This window comes from Corynebacterium sp. HMSC28B08 (assembly GCF_001806865.1).
Classification (GTDB): Bacteria; Actinomycetota; Actinomycetes; order Mycobacteriales; family Mycobacteriaceae; genus Corynebacterium; species Corynebacterium auriscanis.
The window spans coordinates 40,546-57,590 of sequence record NZ_KV786173.1 but is presented as its reverse complement, the minus strand read 5'-3'; the positions used below and the strand labels follow the sequence as shown (position 1 = coordinate 57,590).

Genomic DNA, 17,045 nt, shown 5'->3' with positions numbered 1-17,045 from the left:
GTCTATGAGTCTAACTGCTTGAGACCGTTTAGCACGGCGGAGACATTAGCCCCTACATCCTCAGTTTTAATATCAAATTCCGCATCCGTGATCCCCGCCTGCAGTGCCGCTTGCCGCGCCTGCAACTCTAAGGCGCAACCCATCACGTAGTGAAAACACACACTGGCTGCCTGCGCTCCCACCAAACTGGAGAGCTCATCATGGATGTCCCTATCCAATGTTTCCGACGCCACCGCGGCCAGCGTGATCTCTGCCCCATCGCGCACACTGGTCACAGCTTGAAAAAGCTCTTCGCAATACATCCGAGCATCGCCGTGCGCTTCAGGGGTGGAAACCTCGGAGACCAACCGTTGAGCAATTCCACCTAGCAGCGCTTGCTTGTTAGGAAAGTGCCAGTACAGCGCGCCGGGTGCAACTCCTAGCACGGTGGCTAATCGCCGCATGGAAAGATCGGGTAGGCCGTAGGTGCCCAGAATTTCCTCGGCGGCGTTCAGGATCACGTTGCGGTTGAGTTGCACGGTTTTCAGGGTAGTCTTTCTTTTCATGAAGTATCGAAAGTCCCTACTTGCCCTAACATGCGCTATACCGCTTGTCCTGACGGCCTGTGGTAAAGACGAGGGCGGTAACGACAATGGCGCTGCCACGAACGCTGCTGAGAATTCGTCGGCAGCGGACTCTTCGGCATCCACACCCGGCGGCGATAAGCCGGCAGAATCTAGCGATTCCTCTGGCTCCGCGAAAGCCGATGATAAGGCTGATAAAGACGAAGGACAGCAGGGCCAGGGGAGCGATGCCGATTCCACGAAGGGCGATCGCGATGGGGCCGATAAGCCTGCAGAGGGTAATCGTCCACCGGCACCTGCGGGGGACCGCAATGAAGGCGGCCGGGAGCAGAAACAGGGAAATCGCGCGTCAGGTGGGGCAAACGGTGGCGATACCCAGGCAATCACCACTTTGGTGCAAGGCATGGGCAAGCAGCGCTCGGCCTACGACTTCCTCAATTACAGCCTGAATAACTCGTGCAAGGCTTATATCGATTCCCAGGGCGGGGAAAAGACCATCCGGTCCAACAACGACACGATTAAGGCCATGGGGCCCGAGGGCAACAAGGCCATTCCGGTACCTAAAATTAGCTCGGTGAAAGAGGTCAACGTCAACGGTGATCGGGCTACAGCTCGCGTGACTGCCAGCTACGGCACCAAGGCACCTCAGACCGAATCGATGAGCTTCGCACGCGAAAACGGTAAGTGGACTCTGTGCCCGAACTAAAACGCGCACGAAAGCTAGCTCCCACGCACAAGCGAAACGTCATCCCCCGAGGCATAGGCGATGCCGCCCTGGTGGTCGTGGTCTGCTTGCTGACATACACCATCGCTGCGGTGGTGTGGGGATGGACGGTGCCCACTTTGGCCATTGAGGTCATGCCGGACCTCAGCGCTGAAAGTGTCCCCGGGACCGAGGATGCGAAGTTCGAGGCGTTCGGGCGGGCAATCCTTACCACATCGTGCATCGCCTTTGTGGCCTCTATCTGGGCTTTTGCCACCCGGGTGCGCAGTCTGTCCATGATGTTGTGGTTGGGGCTTGTCACAGGCTTTGGATCGTTATGGTTCGTAGTCCTTGGAAACACCGTGGCTCGCGCCACGCATCCCACGCCCGCATCTCACCCAGAACCCGGGCAAACCATCGAGGCATTGAGCCCCATTAGTTTGTCACCGGCCCTCTTGCTGGCGCCAACATTAGCGCTGTTGTTCTACTGGGTGGCATCCAGCTTCGTAGATAGTCGCAAGTTTTAAGCCACCGCACCCCTGGTGGTTACTCACCGGGGCTGGCTGCTCGCTCGCGAACCCGAGCTGCCCACATCTCGGCTTCCTCGGTATCGCCTCGCTCCAGCGCGCAATTGCCCAGCACCGTCAGTAGGTTCTGCTGTGCGTCACCATTCGGCATCTGGTCACACGCGGCCAGTGCGCGCGTGGCCAATTGCGCGGCGAAATCGATCTGCCCTGCCGAAAACGCCGCCCAGCTGGCCGAGGCCGCCCGCTGTAGAGCAATAACTGGGGCGCCGTGCTTGGACACAATGTCAAAACACATGGCGAAGTGCCGTGTGATGTCGGGTTCATCAACAGCCATTAACGCAAAATTGCCCAGCATATCGTGGCCCTCGAAGCGTGCGATCTCATCACCGGTCTCCGTGCCCAGCGCAATGACCTGGTGCGCCATGGCTTGTGCCCCCGCGATATCGCCTGCACCGTGAGCCTGCTGCGCCCGCCACAACAACCGATCGGCCTGGGTGGGATTGTGCGAGCCGTATGCTTCGGCGATTTCCACATACAACGTCAGCCGGTCGCTGTTCGGGGTCTGCGTCCCCACCTCCACCGTATGCCCCAGCATCGCAGTGGACGCGATGAGTGAGGCGTCGGTCGAAGGTACAGTGCGAAAGCTACCGCCACGCCAGCGTTCCAACCGCTCGGCCAGGTGCGCCAGAGCCTCTTCGCCCGGTTGCAAAAAGCTCAAGCTGGCCCACGCAAGATCGGCCCGTGCAATGTCTTTCGTGCTGGTCCTGGCGCTATTGGGCCCATTCGCTACAGCGCTGTCCCCGCGTTCCAGTAATTGCGAATACGCCACGGCGGCCTCGTAAGTACACCCGGTGTTTTCAGCCACCGCCGCGCGCATCAGCCAGTAGTCGCCCACAACATCGTTGGGCAGCTGTTTTACCACCGCGGCGAGGTAATCGGGGTCCGCCACCCAATGCTTCAGCGCGAACTCATTTGTCAGTTGCCACGTCCGCATCGTGAGATTCTCCGCGGAGGCCGCAGCGCTCGCACGGAGCAGTGATTCTAGGTCTGCACCCATCGGCTAAACTCCTGTTTATCAATCTTTCCAGTTGAAAGTACCAACTCTGTCCATTTCCAACCCCATGGAGGAGGGCCTCCACGCCATGACCTCGCTGAAACTTTCGCGCCTCGACCTTCGCGGAACAACCCCCACAACGGCCTCCCTCCGCCATAGCCTCCCACGTGGTGGGACGGATGTGGATTCAGTGCTACCGGCAGTCGCGCCGGTCGTCGAGGATATCCGCGCTCACGGTGCCGCTGCCGCCCTGCGGTACGGGGAGAAGTTTGACGGTGTAGTGCCTCCTGCGGTGAAGGTCCCCGCTTCAGTTATCGACGCCGCCACGGACGAGCTCGACGAAGCCGTCATGGGGGCGCTGGTGGAAGCGATCCGGCGTGTGCGTGCTTTCCATGCCACCCAAGTTCCCGCCGATCACGAGGAGGAAATCGCCCCCGGCGGAATCGTTGGAGAGCGCTACATTCCAATCCGTCGCGTGGGACTATACGTGCCCGGCGGCAAAGCTGTGTACCCATCCAGCGTGATCATGAACGTTGTCCCCGCCCAGGAGGCGGGGGTGGAATCGCTCGTGGTGGCGTCGCCCCCACAAGAAACCGGCTGGCCGCACACCACCGTGCTCGCCGCGTGCAAGCTGTTGGGCGTAGAAGAAGTGTGGGCTGTCGGTGGCGCCCAGGCCGTGGCCCTCATGGCGTACGGCGATGATGCCGAGCAATTAGAGCCCGTGGACATGATCACCGGGCCGGGCAACATCTTCGTGACCGCCGCCAAGCGACTGGTACGCAGTGTGGTGGGTATCGATTCGGAGGCGGGACCTACGGAAATCGCCATTGTGGCCGATGACAGCGCGGATGCGGTGGAGGTGGCCTATGACCTGATCAGCCAAGCCGAGCATGACCCTATGGCAGCCAGCGTGCTGATCACCGATTCGCCCCAGCTGGCGGATGCGGTGGAAAAGGAAATCGCACAGCGCTACTCGGTGACGTTGAACGCAGACCGCGTGCGAGAGGCCCTGGAGGGTCAGCAATCCGGCATCGTTGTCGTCGACGATCTTGACATGGCAATCCAAGTAGCCGATGCCTACGCGGCCGAGCACTTGGAGATTCACACTCGCGATGCCGAATCCGTAGCTGCGCGTATCACCAATGCCGGCGCGATCTTCATCGGTCGTTACAGTCCCGTGCCTTTAGGCGACTATGCAGCGGGCTCCAACCACGTGTTGCCGACCTCCGGAACCGCCCGCCACGCATCGGGTTTGTCCACGCACACGTTCCTCAAGGCCGTGCACGTGGTGAACTATTCCAAGCAGGCGCTGGAAGAGGTGGCGGGTGCCGTCATCACACTGGCCAATGCCGAGCGATTGCCAGCCCACGGTGAAGCCATCAAAGCGCGCCTGAATTCGAATGCAACCGGGCCGACTGTATCCCAGGGAGTGAACTAAAAGCGCATGACCGATTACCAGCTGTCCGATCTGCCGCTGCGCGACGAACTACGTGGAAAAAGCGCCTATGGTGCGCCGCAGTTGACGGTGACCAACCAGTTGAACACCAACGAGAACCCATATCCGCCGGGACCGGCCATCGTGGAGGACCTGGTGGAGGAAGTCCGGAAGCTTTCCGGTTCTCTTAACCGTTACCCCGAGCGCGATGCACACGACTTGCGGGTGGACTTGGCGCGGTACGTCTCGTCACAAACCGGTGTGGAGGTGACTTACGAGCAGCTGTGGGCCGCCAACGGTTCCAACGAGGTGCTACAGCAATTGTTGCAGGCCTTCGGTGGGCCAGGCCGCAAGGCGATGGGTTTTACTCCGAGTTATTCCATGCACCCCATTTTGTGCGCCGGAACCCAGACGGAATTCATCGCAGTGGAGCGCCCCGAGGCCCTAGATTTCGCCATCGACGTGGAGGCCGCTGCCGCAGCCATTGCGGAACATTCGCCGGACGTTATTTTTATTACGACGCCCAACAATCCCACCGGCAACATCACCACCTTGGGTGACATTGACACCTTGGTTCGACTGGCCCCTGGGATCGTCATCGTCGATGAGGCTTACGCGGAATTCTCGCACGAACCCAGCGCCGTGCAACTGCTGCAGAAATACCCTACCAAGCTGGTGGTTTCCCGCACGATGAGCAAAGCCTTCGACTTCGCGGGTGGCCGGCTGGGATACTTTGTGGCGCACCCCGCGTTCGTAGAAGCCGTGATGCTGGTGCGCCTGCCGTATCACCTGTCCACCCTGGGACAGGCGGCCGCGCGGGTGGCGCTGCGCCACAGTGACGACACCCTCGCCACTGTGGAACTGTTGCGTCAACAGCGCGAAGTTGTGGTCGCCGGGCTACGGGAATTGGGGTTGCGCGTCATCGAATCACATTCGAACTTCGTGTTCTTCGGAGTGTTCCAGGACAGCCACGCCACGTGGCAGGAATTCCTGGATCGCGACGTGCTGATCCGCGACGTAGGCGTACCTGGCTGGCTGCGCGCCACCATTGGCCTGCCCGAAGAGAACCAGGCGTTCCTCGAAGCAGCCCGCGAGGTCGTGGAGCAGCGTGGCGTCGAGAATAAAGACCCCCAAGGAGTACAACCATGACACAACGAATTGGCACGGCAAGCCGCACCACCCGCGAGTCGGACATCACAGTCGAATGGAATCTGGACGGAACGGGGAAGACCGATATCTCCACCGGTTTGCCATTCTTCGACCACATGCTGACGGCCCTGGGTGCGCACGGCAGCTTCGACTTGAAGGTGCACGCGACCGGAGACGTGGAAATCGATGCCCACCACACGGTGGAGGACACGGCAATCGTCATGGGCCAAGCCTTGCAGCAAGCCCTGGGGGATAAAGCCGGCATCCGGCGGTTCGGTGATGCATTCATCCCCATGGACGAGTGCTTGGCACATGCGGCAGTAGACGTTTCCGGTCGGCCGTATTACGTTGGCACAGGCGAACCCGAAACCATGGTGACGGCCGTCATCGGCGGGCACTACGCCACGGTCATCAATCAGCACTTCTTTGAATCGCTGGCGTTTAACGCGCGCATTGCACTGCACGTGCGCTGCCTCTACGGGCGCGATCCGCACCACATCACAGAGGCCGAGTTCAAAGCCGTGGCTCGCGCACTACGCGAAGCCGTGGAAGCTGATCCACGCACCACCGGCATCCCATCGACCAAGGGTGCTCTGTAAACAACTCTTAAGGAAAGGACGCGATACCTGTGGCTTTGCTGGCCCGACCCGAAGGCTTATCACCGGAGGACATGGACAAGCTGGATTCGGTGTTCAAAGCTCCAGGTCTGGTCGCTACCCTCATTTCCGTCTTCTGTGCCTTCGGCGGGTGGGCTTTGCTGCTGCCGGTGGTGCCGCTTGCTGTTATCGACGCGGGCGGGTCGGATTCCCTCGCCGGCCTTTCCACCGGTGTGTTCATGGTGGCTACCGTGGTCACGCAGGCTTTCACCCCAGCGATTTTGCGCCGGGTGGGGCACATGCCAGTGATGGCGCTGGCCTCGTTGCTGCTGGGTGCGCCGGCGGCGTTGTATGCGTTGGATATGTCACCGGCAATGGTCTTGGGGGTGGCTGTTGTCCGTGGCATTGGTTTCGGCGCCGTGACGGTCGCCGAGGCTGCGCTGATCGCAGAGTTAGTTCCGCCGCGTTTGGTTGGTCGATCCTCGGGTGTGTTCGGCGCCACGGTGGGGGTAACGCAGCTGGTGGCCTTCCCGTTGGGTATGTGGCTGTACTCCACGGCGGGGTCTTTAGTGTTCGTACTGGCCTTGGTCTATTCGGTCGTGGGGGCGATGGCAGCGATTGGGCTTCCTATTTTGCGACGCCACACGGATCCCGCCGTCGATTCCGAGTCCTTGGACTTCACCCCGCCCGAGCCACGCGCTGCCACGTGGAAGCTGGCCACGGTCCCCGGTTTGTGCATCGCTGTGGCCGCGGCGGGATTCGCAGCCTTCAGCACGTTCATGGCCCCCGCGATCGGGGAGCTCGATGCCGGGGCGGCAGCCACGATCGCGGGCCTGACGTTGTCCGTGATGGGGGGCATGCAGATCATCACGCGTTTGGGGTCCGGCTGGTGGGCTGACCGCGTGGGTGAACCCGGCCACCTGATGGTCGCGGGCCTAGTGTTGTCTTTGCTGGGGCTGGTGGTCGCTGGAGTGGCGATCTCCTGGGAACTGACCGGCTGGAAGATCCTCGTTTCTGCCTTGGGTGCAGCTGCGTTGTTCGGCGCTGGTTTTGGGGTTGCGCAGACGGAGGCACTGTTGATGATGTTCCATCGCCTACCGCGCGAAAAATCCGCGCTGGCCAGTGCGTTATGGAACATGACCTTTGATTCCGGTACGGGTATCGGTGCCACCGTGCTGGGTGTAGTCGCTGGAACTTTCGCTTACCAGGGGGCTTTTTTCGTTGCGGCCGCATTCGTCGTGGTGGGCATCGTGGTGGCCGTGTTGGATCACGTCGTTGGTCGCCACCGAGTCACTGACCACGGCAATGTCCGAGAGCGGTTGCGGCGTGTGGTTCGCCGCTCAGTATCATAAACACCATGACACACCCTGGTTCCCCCGAATCCGCGGCCACTGAGTCCACCGCAGTCCCCACGGTGGCGTTGCTCGATTACGGCAGTGGCAACGTTCGCTCGGCACAACGCGCGGTAGAACGCGCCGGCGCAACGGTATCTGTCACGCGGGACCCGTACGAGGTTCTCGAAGCAGACGGGTTGCTGGTCCCAGGGGTCGGAGCCTTCTCTGCCTGCATGCGCCAGCTCAAGGAAGTCAACGGCGACCGGATGATCGGCCAGCGGCTGGCCGGTGGGCGGCCCGTTCTTGGCATCTGCGTTGGCATGCAAATTCTCTTCGACGCCGGCGTGGAATTCGCCGACCACTCCGACCACGGCAGCACTCCGGGTATGGGCGAGTGGCCCGGCATGGTGACCAAGCTCGAAGCGCGTGTCCTGCCACACATGGGGTGGAACACGGTGCAGGTGGATGACGACAGCCAGATGTTCGCCGGAGGCTTGGATCACGAGCACTTTTATTTTGTGCACTCCTACGCGGCACGCGATTGGGAGCTGTTCACCGATGGGCGCACTGAAGCTCCCAAGGTGCACTGGGCGGAACACGACGGGTGCCGTTTCGTCGCTGCTGTGGAAAACGGGCCGCTGTGGGCTACGCAATTCCATCCGGAGAAATCCGGCGATGCCGGCCTAGGGCTACTCCGGAATTGGGTCGCCACTCTATGAAATATCCATAAATAGATAAGAATCAGATTTTTACACGTTAGGATCACTCCATGTCACAAAACGCGAATACCAAGTTGACCCTGTTGCCCGCTGTCGATGTTGCCGAGGGCCAGGCGGTGCGCCTGACCCAAGGTGCTGCGGGAACCGAAACCAGTTACGGTTCCCCCTTAGAGGCCGCCTTGGAGTGGCAGAATGCCGGCGCCGATTGGATCCACTTGGTGGACTTGGATGCTGCGTTTGGGCGTGGATCCAACTTCGACATCCTCAACGAGGTCACCGGTGCGCTCGATATCGACGTGGAGCTGTCCGGCGGAATCCGCGATGACGAGTCCCTCGAGCGTGCCCTGTCCACCGGGTGCCGGCGCGTCAACATTGGTACCGCAGCCCTCGAGAATCCGCAGTGGTGCGAGGAGATTATTCAGAAGTACGGCGATCGGGTAGCCATCGGCCTGGATACCCGCGAGATTGATGGCGAGTGGCGCCTGCGCGGTCGCGGATGGACGTCCGATGGTGGTGACTTGTGGGAGGTCCTAGAGCGTTTGGATTCCCAAGGTGTCAGCCGCGTAGTGGTTACCGATGTCAGTCGCGACGGTATGCTCAACGGACCGAATATCGACCTTCTGCGCGACGTTTCCGCTGCTACGCAAGCCCCTGTTGTTGCCTCCGGCGGTATCTCCAGCTTGGACGACCTGCGGGCGCTGCGCCAGATCGTGGCGGAGGGCGTGGATTCTGCCATCGTCGGTAAGGCCCTATACGCCGGCAAGTTCACACTGGCTGAGGCGCTGGAGGTCGCTGGGCAATGAGTGGGCTAGATACCCGCGCACTGTTGGCGGTAGCAGAAGCTGCCGTCGACGAAGCGGAATCCACCTTCACCGCCGCAGTCGGTGCTGAACCGGAGATCATTAAATCCCCAGGGGATTTCGCCACGGAGGCCGACCTCACCGTGGAGCGACAGCTGCGCACTCTTTTGACGCAATACACCGGCCTTCCCGTGCACGGTGAAGAATACGGCACAGTACTGCCAGGGGAGCAACCCGTAGAACGTATCCCAGCAGACGATATGGCTGATGGATTGGACGGTCCGCGTCGGCGTCGGAAGAATCACAACGGCACCGAAGAGTTACCGGAAACCTACTGGGTGGTCGACCCGATCGACGGCACGGCCAACTACGCAGTCGGCAACCCGTTTGCCTGCATTTTGGTTTCACTGATCCACCACGGTGATATTCAACTATCTGTGACTGAAATGCCCCTGCTGGGCAAGCGCATTACCGCCCGCCGCGGGCACGGCCTGTTCGTCGATGGTCACCCAGCCCGGTCGATGCCACCCTCCGATCCCGGGGTGACCCAGATTAGTTTCGGTTCTATCTTGTCCCAACGCCGCGGTAACTTGCCCATTTCCTATCGCCAGGACATGCTCAACGAGATCGGAAAGTCCTACCCACGGATGCGCGTGACGGGCTCAGTGGGTATTGACTTGGCCTTCACCGCCGCCGGTGTGTTCGGCGGAACGGTAACTTTCAGCCCGAACCTGTGGGATAACGCCGCGGGCATCCTAGCCGTGCAGGAAAACGGGGGAGTGGCCACCGACTTCGCTGGAAATCCGTGGCGCCCCGGGGTTTCAGGCTTGGTAGCCGGCGAGCCCGAGGTGCATGCCACCCTGATCCAACACATTCAATCCGTTCCCATCGGCACTGCGGCCCGTACGGCCCAGGATGTCATGGACCGAGGAGGCATTCGATGACGTTGACCACCCGCGTGATTCCCTGTCTGGACGTCGACAACGGCCGCGTTGTCAAGGGCGTGAATTTCCAGGGGCTGCGCGATGCCGGCGATCCCGTTGAGCTCGCCGCGCGCTACGACCGCGAGGGAGCCGATGAACTGACGTTTCTGGATGTCTCCGCGTCGAAGGACGGTCGGGGCACCATGTTGGAGGTGGTGCGTCGCACTGCCGAGCAGGTGTTCATTCCGCTAACCGTTGGCGGTGGCGTGCGTTCGGCCGAGGACGTGGACGCACTACTGCGTGCGGGAGCCGATAAAGTCTCGGTCAATTCCTCTGCGGTCGCACGCCCCGAACTGCTCCGCGAGCTGTCCGAGCGCTTCGGTGCTCAGTGCATCGTCTTGTCGGTCGATGCGCGCCGAACTGCTGATGGTTCCTTCGAAGTCACCACCCATGGAGGTACCAAGTCCGCGGGCCTGGATGCCCTGGAATGGGCGAAGAAGGGTGAGGCGTTGGGCGTCGGTGAAATCCTGTTGAACTCCATGGATGGCGATGGCACCAAGTCCGGATTCGATCTCGAGCTGATTGAGGCAGTGCGGGCTCAGGTGAGCATCCCCGTCATCGCCTCCGGCGGCGCAGGCAAGGCCGAGCACTTCCCGCCGGCAGTGCACGCTGGAGCCGATGCTGTACTGGCTGCGTCCATCTTCCACTTCGGAGAGGTCTCCATTCCCGAGGTGAAATCCGCCATGGCAGCAGCGGGGTTGGAGGTTCGACAGTGAGCGACGACTACTCGCTCGACCCCGTGATCGCAGCACGGTTAAAGCGCAACGACGCGGGCCTAGTCCCGGCCGTGGTTCAAGACGTATCCACCGGCGATGTTCTGATGATGGCTTGGATGAACGATACGGCTCTGGCCCGCACACTGGCCACACGCGAAGCCACCTATTGGTCACGCTCCCGCCAGGAATTGTGGATCAAGGGCGCCACCAGTGGCCACACCCAGCTCGTGCACGAAGTTCGTTTGGACTGCGACGGAGACACGGTCTTGTTGAAGGTAGACCAGGTCGGCGCGGCCTGCCATACCGGCGACTGGACTTGTTTCGACGCCGCCCGTCTTGACCAACCCCAAAACCCCGCAGGCGAAAACCAATAGGGCACAATAGACTTCCATGAGCACCAGCACCCACGTGACCAGCCGCGAGCAATTCCGGGTATTGGCGAAAAGCCACCGTGTGGTCCCGGTAGCGCGGAAAGTTCTCGCCGACCAAGACACAGCCCTGTCGGTGTACCGGAAACTCGCCGCGGATCGACCCGGCACGTTCTTGCTGGAATCCGCTGCACACGGGCAGTCGTGGTCGCGTTATTCGTTCATCGGCACGGGCTCGCGTTGTGCGCTGTCGGCGAAAAACGGTGTGGTGCGGTGGCTGGGGGAGCCACCGGTGGACCTGGCCGTGGATGTGGACATAAACCCACTGACAGCCGTTGCGGATGTGCTGCAAGCGCTGCACACTAACCCGCCAGCCGGATTGCCCCCGCTGACGTCCGGTTTGGTGGGTTATATGGGTTACGACATGGTCCGTTACATCGAGGACCTGCCCGATACCTGCACTGATGACCTAAATCTGCCCGATATGGTCCAGTTGCTGGTTGAGGATATGGCCGTCGTGGATCACCACGAGGGCTCGGTGTGGCTCATCGCCAACGTCATCAATTGGGATAACTCCGATAACCGGGTGGATGACGCCTACGACGAAGCCATAGCGCGCATCAACGCAATGACCAGTCGGCTCGCTGGTGGGGTAGAGCGGGGCGTCGATACATTTTCGACGCCTACCCCCTCCCCACGAAGGCAGCGCAACCAGAGCGACCACTTTGCGCGGATCGAGCAGTGCAAGGAACACATCCGGGCAGGTGACGCCTTCCAGATTGTGCTGTCCCAGCGGTTCGAGATGCAAACAACTGTGGCGCCACTGGATGTGTACCGCATGCTGCGCGTGGCTAACCCCAGCCCGTACATGTTCTTGGTCAACGTGCCGAATGACGAATTCACGCAGACAGCTTTCACGATCGTGGGTTCCTCGCCGGAATCCCTAGTGCGCGTGCAAGGCCGCGAGGTGACCACGTTCCCCATTGCGGGTTCGCGACCACGTGGGGCGACGGTGGAGCAGGATATTCAGTACGAAAAGGACCTGGTCAACGACGAAAAGGAGAACTCCGAGCACCTCATGTTGGTGGACTTGGGGCGCAATGACTTGGGCAGGGTGTGTGAACCCGGATCGGTGGAGGTTCACGACTTCCGCCACGTTGAGCGCTACAGCGCGATCATGCACTTGGTCTCCGGTGTGAGCGGTCAGCTGGCTGCGGGAAAAACTGCCGTCGATGCTTTCGCAGCTACGTTCCCAGCGGGCACGTTGTCCGGGGCGCCCAAACCCTCGGCGCTGAGCATCATTGACCGGTTGGAGCAGACGCGTCGTGGTGTGTATGGCGGCACTGTTGGCTACTTTGACTTCACGGGCAATACGGATCAGGCGATTGCCATCCGCACGGGTGTATATAAGGACGGCACGGTGTACGTGCAGGCGGGCGGTGGAATCGTCGCGGATTCGGATCCCTTAGCCGAGGACGAGGAAACTCAAAACAAGGCGGCCGCGGTGCTGCGTGCGGTGGCGGCGGCCGGGACACTCAGCACGGCCGGGACACTCAGCACGGCCGGGACAGCCCAGGCCGAAGAGGGAGACTAGAACACATGAAAAAGAATCGTGCGGCTCTTGTGCTCGTCGGGCTGAGCGCCATCGGATTGTGGGTGGCGGGGCGTCTGAAGTTCCTCACAGCTACGGTCTCCGACGACAAGGCCGGGGATTCCGTGAAAACTCTCGTTGGTTCCGTGTGGGATCCGGCGATGGTTCCGCTGGCGTTGGCGATGATCGCCGCGGTCATCCTAACCCTCGCCGTGGAGCCCGTGATTCGGCGATTTCTCGGTGGTGTGGTCGCGGTACTGGCGGCGGTGGCCAGCTTCCGTTCGGTGACTTTGTTGACTTCCGACGTCGACCTCGCTCGTGCCCGGAACATTCTCGCGTCGGGTTCTGCTACGCAGCGGGCCACGAAGCCCGTGCAAATCTCGGAATGGGCGCAGGTCACCGACGCACAGGTGCATACCATGCCCGTCGTCGTGGCATTGGTGGCCGCCACATTGGGTGTGATCGGTGGTGTGCTGTTGTTGATGCAACCGGGCAAGGCTTCGAAGGGGCACTCCCGGTACGAAACTCCGGAAAACCGCCGTGCGGGGGCGAAGGAAGATCTAGCGGAGAACCCCAATAATTCACGCGCTCTGTGGGATGTCATGGATACGGGGGTGGACCCCACCGACGATGATTCTGACGATTTCACCCCGCCTACGCGAGGTCGATAAGCTATCCCCAGGCTCAAGTAGCTATTAGTAGTAATTCTCGCCACATTTTCATCCGAAGGACGGGGTGACCCACATGTCGACGGTTTTGGATCAGATCATCGCCGGAGTGCTGGAGGATCAGGCCGCCCGCGAGGCCAAGGTGCCATACGCCGAGATCAAAGCTCAGTCTCTAAACGCACCTGCGCCAATTGATGCGTATGCAGCGCTATCGGGTCGCAGCGTGAAGGTCATCGCAGAGGTCAAGCGCGCGAGCCCCTCTAAGGGCAACCTCGCAGACATTCCGGAGCCCGAGGTGCTGGCCAAGGCCTATGCCGATAATGGGGCCGCAGTTATTTCCTGCCTCACGGAAGAGCGCCGTTTTAAAGGCTCACTTGCTGATTTCGATGCCGTTCGAAGCGCAGTTGATATCCCCCTTCTGCGCAAGGACTTCATCGTCAACCCGTATCAGATCCACGAGGCTCGCGCCCACGGTGCTGACATGATTCTGCTGATCGTGGCGGCCCTGGACCAGGATCGGCTCTCAGCTTTGTTGGACCGCACGGAATCCTTGGGTATGACTGCCTTGGTGGAGGTACACACGGAGGAAGAAGCCGAGCGCGCGGTTGCCGCCGGGGCCAAGGTCATTGGTGTGAATGCCCGCAACCTCAAGACACTCGAAGTCGACATGGGTGTGTTTGGCCGTATCGCGCCCGCTTTGCCTTCATCGGTAATCAAGGTCGCGGAATCTGGCGTCAAAGATAAACATGACCTTTTGGCCTACGCCGGAGCAGGAGCCGACGCCGTGTTGGTAGGCGAGGGGCTGGTCACCGCGAGTATTCCGGGCCAGGCTTGCAAGGAATTGGTCGTGGCTGGTCAGCACCCCTCATGCCCACAGTCCTGAGCTGGGCAAGTAGCATAGTCACTTGTGAGTGACAAAACCCCATTGCCGACAGCGGGCGAAGTTCTAGCTACGCCCACCCATCATGAACCCGACGAGCGTGGTCACTGGGGTGACTTCGGTGGTCGGTACGTTCCCGAGGCCCTGATGGCCGTCATTGACGAGATCACCGATGCCTGGTCCAAGGCGAAGGCCGATCAGGCTTACCTCGATGAACTTGATGAGCTACACCGCACCTACACTGGTCGCCCATCGCCGTTGTACTTCGCGAAGCGCTTTTCCGAGGCCGTAGGCGCGAATGTCTGGTTGAAGCGCGAAGATCTGAACCATACCGGGTCCCACAAGATCAATAACGTGCTGGGGCAGGTCCTGCTGGCCAAGCGCATGGGTAAAACCCAGGTCATTGCTGAAACCGGCGCTGGTCAGCACGGTGTGGCCACCGCCACCGCCTGTGCCCTCATGGGTATTAAATGCCGCATCTATATGGGCGAGGTGGATGCGAACCGTCAGGCTCTAAACATTGCCCGCATGCGCCTGTTGGGTGCGGAAGTAGAAGTGGTCACGATCGGTTCTCGCACCTTGAAGGATGCGATTAACGAGGCCATGCGTTACTGGGTCGCCCACGATGAGGACACCTATTACTGCTTCGGCACCGCCGCCGGCCCGCACCCGTTCCCACAAATGGTTCGCGATTTGCAGCGCATCATTGGTTCGGAGGCACGCCAGCAGATTCTAGAAGAAACCGGCCAGCTGCCCGATACTGTCGTGGCGTGCGTGGGCGGCGGATCTAACGCCATTGGTTTGTTCCACCCATTTATTAATGACGAGTCCGTGAAGATCGTCGGCGCAGAGGCCGCTGGTGACGGCCTAGATTCCGGTCGCCACGCCGCTCCCATCAACATGGGTGCACAAGGTGTGTTCCAAGGCGCGTTTTCCGACCTCATGCAAAACGAAGACGGGCAGATCATTGAGTCCCATTCCATTTCCGCGGGCTTGGACTACCCGGGCGTCGGCCCAGAGCATTCCCAATTGCACAGCGAAGGCCGAGCTGAGTATCTAGCCATCACCGATGCCGAGGCCATGGATGCGTTCCAACAGTTGTCGCGTACGGAGGGGATTATCCCAGCTATTGAATCGGCGCACGGGGTGGCGGCTGCAGTGAAGGTAGCGGCCCGCGAACCCGGTAGCACCATCATCGTGAACCTGTCTGGACGTGGCGACAAGGATGTCGATACCGCGGCGAAGTGGTTCAACCAGGAAGGGGAGAATTAACCATGACTGAGGTAACCACTGAAGCAGCCCGCCCGGCGCAGCAATCCCGTCTGGCACAGGTGTTCCACCAAGCCAACGAGGGTAACCGCGCTGCGTTCGTAGCCTACATGCCCGCGGGATTCCCGAATGCCGAGGAATCGCGGGAAATCTTCGCGGCCCTAGCCGAGCACGCGGACCTCATTGAGGTTGGCATTCCCTTTACAGATCCCATGATGGACGGTCCCACGATCCAGGCGGCAGCCGATGAGGCCTTGGATAACGGATTCCGCGTGGCCCAGACGTTCGATGCGGTGCGGACTGTCACCGAAGCTGGTGGCCACGCCGTCATCATGAGCTACTGGAATCCCGTGTTGCAATACGGCCCGGAGCGATTCGCGGAGGATTTGGCTGCCACGGGTGGCTTGGGTTCGATCATCCCGGATTTGCTACCGGAGGAAGCTGAGCGCTGGACCAAGGCCTGCGAGAAGCACGGTCTGTCCCCGGTGTACTTGGTTGCTCCCTCTACCACGCCGGAGCGCCTGCAGATGACCGTCAACGCAGGAAACGGTTTTATTTACGCCGCCTCTCACATGGGTGTCACCGGCGCGCAGGAGGAAGTGTCTTCCCATGCCCGCGAGCTCGTGCAGCGCACCCGCGAGGCCACCGACTTGCCAGTCGCGGTGGGTCTTGGTGTGCGCGACGGCAAGCAGGCTGCGAGTATCGCTGCCTTCGCCGATGGTGTTATCGTCGGTTCCGCTTTGATCCAGGCGGTTCAAGCTGGCCGGGATGGCGCTGGTCAAGACAGCGGGGTCAACAAGGACCGCATGATTGCCCTGGCCCGTGAACTGCGGGAGGGTTGCCAGCGCTAATGGTTACCACGTACCTCGCTAGCATTCCCTCTCCACCACAGGGCGTGTGGTATTTGGGGCCTATCCCGATCCGAGCGTATGCCCTGTGCATCCTCACCGGCGTGGTCGTGGCTTACTTCTGGACGCGCAAGCGTTACGCGGACCGCGGGGGTGATCCTGAACTCGTCGTGGATGCCCTGTTAGTCGCCATCCCCTTCGGCATCATCGGTGCTCGCCTGTACCACGTGATTACCGATCACGAGAAATACTTCGGCCCTGGTCGCGATCCCATCGACGCATTCAGAATCACCAACGGTGGACTCGGCATCTGGGGCGCCATTGTTCTAGGCAGCCTCGCTGTCTGGTTGCTGTTTAAGTTCAAGAAAGTGCCGCTTTCTCCCTTTGCCGACGCCGTCGCGCCCACCATCGCTCTAGCCCAAGCTATCGGGCGCCTCGGCAACTGGTTTAACCAGGAGCTTTACGGTGGCCCGTCTACCGCACCCTGGGCATTGGAAATCTACCAACGGGTCAATGGCCGATCCACGGGTCAAGTCCTCGAGGTTGTCCAGCCCACCTTCCTTTACGAGATGCTGTGGAATCTGCTCGTCGTTGTGCTCCTCCTAGCGATCGATAGGCACTGGCGAATGGACCGCGGACGGTTGTTTATGTTGTACGTTGCGGCTTACACCTTTGGGCGCTTCTTCATTGAGAACATGCGCACCGATCCCGCTACGACGGTCTTTGGGGATATCCGCATCAACGTTGTGGTGTCCGCAGTTGTCTTCTTGATTGCGACGGGTTTGTTCTTGTTTAAAACCCTTCGCAAGCGCCCCCAGTAGCGGGAGCCCAGAGCGCAGGGT

The 17,045-nt window shown here is 60.8% G+C and carries 19 protein-coding genes; 17 read left to right on the top strand and 2 right to left on the bottom strand.

Annotation, left to right across the window (positions count from 1 at the left end; genetic code table 11):
* Nucleotides 1-2 precede the first annotated feature (2 nt).
* Nucleotides 3-545, bottom strand: coding sequence for a TetR family transcriptional regulator (locus HMPREF3098_RS11380; RefSeq protein ID WP_070434747.1), 543 nt, complete (start codon nt 543-545; stop codon nt 3-5).
* On the opposite strand from HMPREF3098_RS11380, the gene HMPREF3098_RS11375 reads away from it, so the two are divergent.
* Together HMPREF3098_RS11375 and HMPREF3098_RS08285 are read left to right on the top strand one after the other, a co-directional pair.
* Nucleotides 544-1,269: an Rv0361 family membrane protein gene (locus tag HMPREF3098_RS11375; protein ID WP_070434746.1), complete on the top strand. Its 726-nt coding sequence runs from the start codon at nt 544-546 to the stop codon at nt 1,267-1,269. The two genes, HMPREF3098_RS11380 and HMPREF3098_RS11375, sit on opposite strands and share 2 nt — an antisense overlap.
* Nucleotides 1,257-1,793 carry a hypothetical protein gene (locus HMPREF3098_RS08285; protein ID WP_070434745.1) on the top strand — a complete coding sequence of 179 codons (537 nt, stop codon included), beginning with the start codon at nt 1,257-1,259 and terminating at the stop codon, nt 1,791-1,793. The genes HMPREF3098_RS11375 and HMPREF3098_RS08285 overlap by 13 nt, the downstream gene beginning before the upstream one ends.
* A gap of 19 nt (nt 1,794-1,812) precedes the next feature.
* On the opposite strand, the gene HMPREF3098_RS08280 is transcribed toward HMPREF3098_RS08285, so the two are convergent.
* A complete protein-coding gene (locus tag HMPREF3098_RS08280; RefSeq protein WP_070434744.1) occupies nt 1,813-2,850 on the bottom strand; it encodes a hypothetical protein in 1,038 nt (345 codons plus the stop codon).
* Between the two features lie 85 nt (nt 2,851-2,935).
* Here HMPREF3098_RS08280 and hisD point away from each other — a divergent pair, with 85 nt between their 5' ends.
* The 15 genes from hisD (at nt 2,936) to lgt (ending at nt 17,024) form a co-directional block, all read left to right on the top strand.
* Nucleotides 2,936-4,285, top strand: a complete 1,350-nt coding sequence (gene hisD, locus HMPREF3098_RS08275) for a histidinol dehydrogenase (RefSeq protein ID WP_070434808.1) — start codon at nt 2,936-2,938, stop codon at nt 4,283-4,285.
* Nucleotides 4,286-4,291: 6 nt separating this feature from the next.
* Nucleotides 4,292-5,431 carry a histidinol-phosphate transaminase gene (locus HMPREF3098_RS08270; protein ID WP_070434743.1) on the top strand — a complete coding sequence of 380 codons (1,140 nt, stop codon included), beginning with the start codon at nt 4,292-4,294 and terminating at the stop codon, nt 5,429-5,431.
* Entirely contained in the window at nt 5,428-6,030 is a 603-nt protein-coding gene (gene hisB, locus HMPREF3098_RS08265; protein WP_035113380.1) for an imidazoleglycerol-phosphate dehydratase HisB, read from the top strand. The genes HMPREF3098_RS08270 and hisB overlap by 4 nt, the downstream gene beginning before the upstream one ends.
* 29 nt (nt 6,031-6,059) lie before the next feature.
* Nucleotides 6,060-7,379 (top strand): MFS transporter, encoded by a 1,320-nt coding sequence (locus HMPREF3098_RS08260; RefSeq protein WP_235700678.1) that lies wholly within the window; start codon nt 6,060-6,062, stop codon nt 7,377-7,379.
* Between the two features lie 5 nt (nt 7,380-7,384).
* Nucleotides 7,385-8,080 carry an imidazole glycerol phosphate synthase subunit HisH gene (gene hisH, locus HMPREF3098_RS08255; RefSeq protein ID WP_052094869.1) on the top strand — a complete coding sequence of 232 codons (696 nt, stop codon included), beginning with the start codon at nt 7,385-7,387 and terminating at the stop codon, nt 8,078-8,080.
* Nucleotides 8,081-8,130: 50 nt separating this feature from the next.
* The gene (gene priA / locus HMPREF3098_RS08250; protein WP_035113379.1) at nt 8,131-8,883 is read left to right on the top strand and encodes a bifunctional 1-(5-phosphoribosyl)-5-((5-phosphoribosylamino)methylideneamino)imidazole-4-carboxamide isomerase/phosphoribosylanthranilate isomerase PriA; all 753 of its coding nucleotides are present in this window, start codon (nt 8,131-8,133) and stop codon (nt 8,881-8,883) included.
* Entirely contained in the window at nt 8,880-9,824 is a 945-nt protein-coding gene (locus HMPREF3098_RS08245; protein WP_035113378.1) for an inositol monophosphatase family protein, read from the top strand. Before priA ends, HMPREF3098_RS08245 begins: the two co-directional genes overlap by 4 nt.
* The gene (gene hisF / locus HMPREF3098_RS08240; protein WP_035113377.1) at nt 9,821-10,579 is read left to right on the top strand and encodes an imidazole glycerol phosphate synthase subunit HisF; all 759 of its coding nucleotides are present in this window, start codon (nt 9,821-9,823) and stop codon (nt 10,577-10,579) included. Before HMPREF3098_RS08245 ends, hisF begins: the two co-directional genes overlap by 4 nt.
* Nucleotides 10,576-10,953: a phosphoribosyl-AMP cyclohydrolase gene (gene hisI, locus HMPREF3098_RS08235; protein ID WP_035113376.1), complete on the top strand. Its 378-nt coding sequence runs from the start codon at nt 10,576-10,578 to the stop codon at nt 10,951-10,953. Before hisF ends, hisI begins: the two co-directional genes overlap by 4 nt.
* A gap of 16 nt (nt 10,954-10,969) precedes the next feature.
* The gene (locus tag HMPREF3098_RS08230; protein ID WP_070434742.1) at nt 10,970-12,541 is read left to right on the top strand and encodes an anthranilate synthase component I; all 1,572 of its coding nucleotides are present in this window, start codon (nt 10,970-10,972) and stop codon (nt 12,539-12,541) included.
* A gap of 5 nt (nt 12,542-12,546) precedes the next feature.
* Nucleotides 12,547-13,209 carry a TIGR02234 family membrane protein gene (locus HMPREF3098_RS08225; RefSeq protein WP_035113375.1) on the top strand — a complete coding sequence of 221 codons (663 nt, stop codon included), beginning with the start codon at nt 12,547-12,549 and terminating at the stop codon, nt 13,207-13,209.
* A 73-nt stretch (nt 13,210-13,282) separates the two neighbouring features.
* A complete protein-coding gene (gene trpC, locus HMPREF3098_RS08220) occupies nt 13,283-14,089 on the top strand; it encodes an indole-3-glycerol phosphate synthase TrpC (protein WP_035113374.1) in 807 nt (268 codons plus the stop codon).
* Between the two features lie 24 nt (nt 14,090-14,113).
* The gene (gene trpB, locus HMPREF3098_RS08215; RefSeq protein WP_070434741.1) at nt 14,114-15,358 is read left to right on the top strand and encodes a tryptophan synthase subunit beta; all 1,245 of its coding nucleotides are present in this window, start codon (nt 14,114-14,116) and stop codon (nt 15,356-15,358) included.
* 2 nt (nt 15,359-15,360) lie between these two features.
* Nucleotides 15,361-16,206 carry a tryptophan synthase subunit alpha gene (gene trpA / locus HMPREF3098_RS08210; RefSeq protein WP_070434740.1) on the top strand — a complete coding sequence of 282 codons (846 nt, stop codon included), beginning with the start codon at nt 15,361-15,363 and terminating at the stop codon, nt 16,204-16,206.
* A complete protein-coding gene (gene lgt, locus HMPREF3098_RS08205) occupies nt 16,206-17,024 on the top strand; it encodes a prolipoprotein diacylglyceryl transferase (RefSeq protein ID WP_070434739.1) in 819 nt (272 codons plus the stop codon). Before trpA ends, lgt begins: the two co-directional genes overlap by 1 nt.
* Nucleotides 17,025-17,045: the final 21 nt, after the last annotated feature.

Excerpts from the sequence above, each read along its gene's own strand:
- HMPREF3098_RS08225 (WP_035113375.1), top strand. The coding sequence starts at position 12,547 with ATGAAAAAGAATCGTGCGGCTCTTGTGCTCGTCGGGCTGAGCGCCATC.
- hisB (WP_035113380.1), top strand. The coding sequence starts at position 5,428 with ATGACACAACGAATTGGCACGGCAAGCCGCACCACCCGCGAGTCGGAC.
- HMPREF3098_RS08270 (WP_070434743.1), top strand. The coding sequence starts at position 4,292 with ATGACCGATTACCAGCTGTCCGATCTGCCGCTGCGCGACGAACTACGT.
- trpC (WP_035113374.1), top strand. The coding sequence starts at position 13,283 with ATGTCGACGGTTTTGGATCAGATCATCGCCGGAGTGCTGGAGGATCAG.
- HMPREF3098_RS11380 (WP_070434747.1), bottom strand. The coding sequence starts at position 545 with ATGAAAAGAAAGACTACCCTGAAAACCGTGCAACTCAACCGCAACGTG.
- priA (WP_035113379.1), top strand. The coding sequence starts at position 8,131 with ATGTCACAAAACGCGAATACCAAGTTGACCCTGTTGCCCGCTGTCGAT.
- hisH (WP_052094869.1), top strand. The coding sequence starts at position 7,385 with ATGACACACCCTGGTTCCCCCGAATCCGCGGCCACTGAGTCCACCGCA.
- HMPREF3098_RS08280 (WP_070434744.1), bottom strand. The coding sequence starts at position 2,850 with ATGGGTGCAGACCTAGAATCACTGCTCCGTGCGAGCGCTGCGGCCTCC.
- hisD (WP_070434808.1), top strand. The coding sequence starts at position 2,936 with ATGACCTCGCTGAAACTTTCGCGCCTCGACCTTCGCGGAACAACCCCC.
- HMPREF3098_RS08230 (WP_070434742.1), top strand. The coding sequence starts at position 10,970 with ATGAGCACCAGCACCCACGTGACCAGCCGCGAGCAATTCCGGGTATTG.
- lgt (WP_070434739.1), top strand. The coding sequence starts at position 16,206 with ATGGTTACCACGTACCTCGCTAGCATTCCCTCTCCACCACAGGGCGTG.
- hisF (WP_035113377.1), top strand. The coding sequence starts at position 9,821 with ATGACGTTGACCACCCGCGTGATTCCCTGTCTGGACGTCGACAACGGC.
- HMPREF3098_RS08245 (WP_035113378.1), top strand. The coding sequence starts at position 8,880 with ATGAGTGGGCTAGATACCCGCGCACTGTTGGCGGTAGCAGAAGCTGCC.
- trpA (WP_070434740.1), top strand. The coding sequence starts at position 15,361 with ATGACTGAGGTAACCACTGAAGCAGCCCGCCCGGCGCAGCAATCCCGT.
- HMPREF3098_RS11375 (WP_070434746.1), top strand. The coding sequence starts at position 544 with ATGAAGTATCGAAAGTCCCTACTTGCCCTAACATGCGCTATACCGCTT.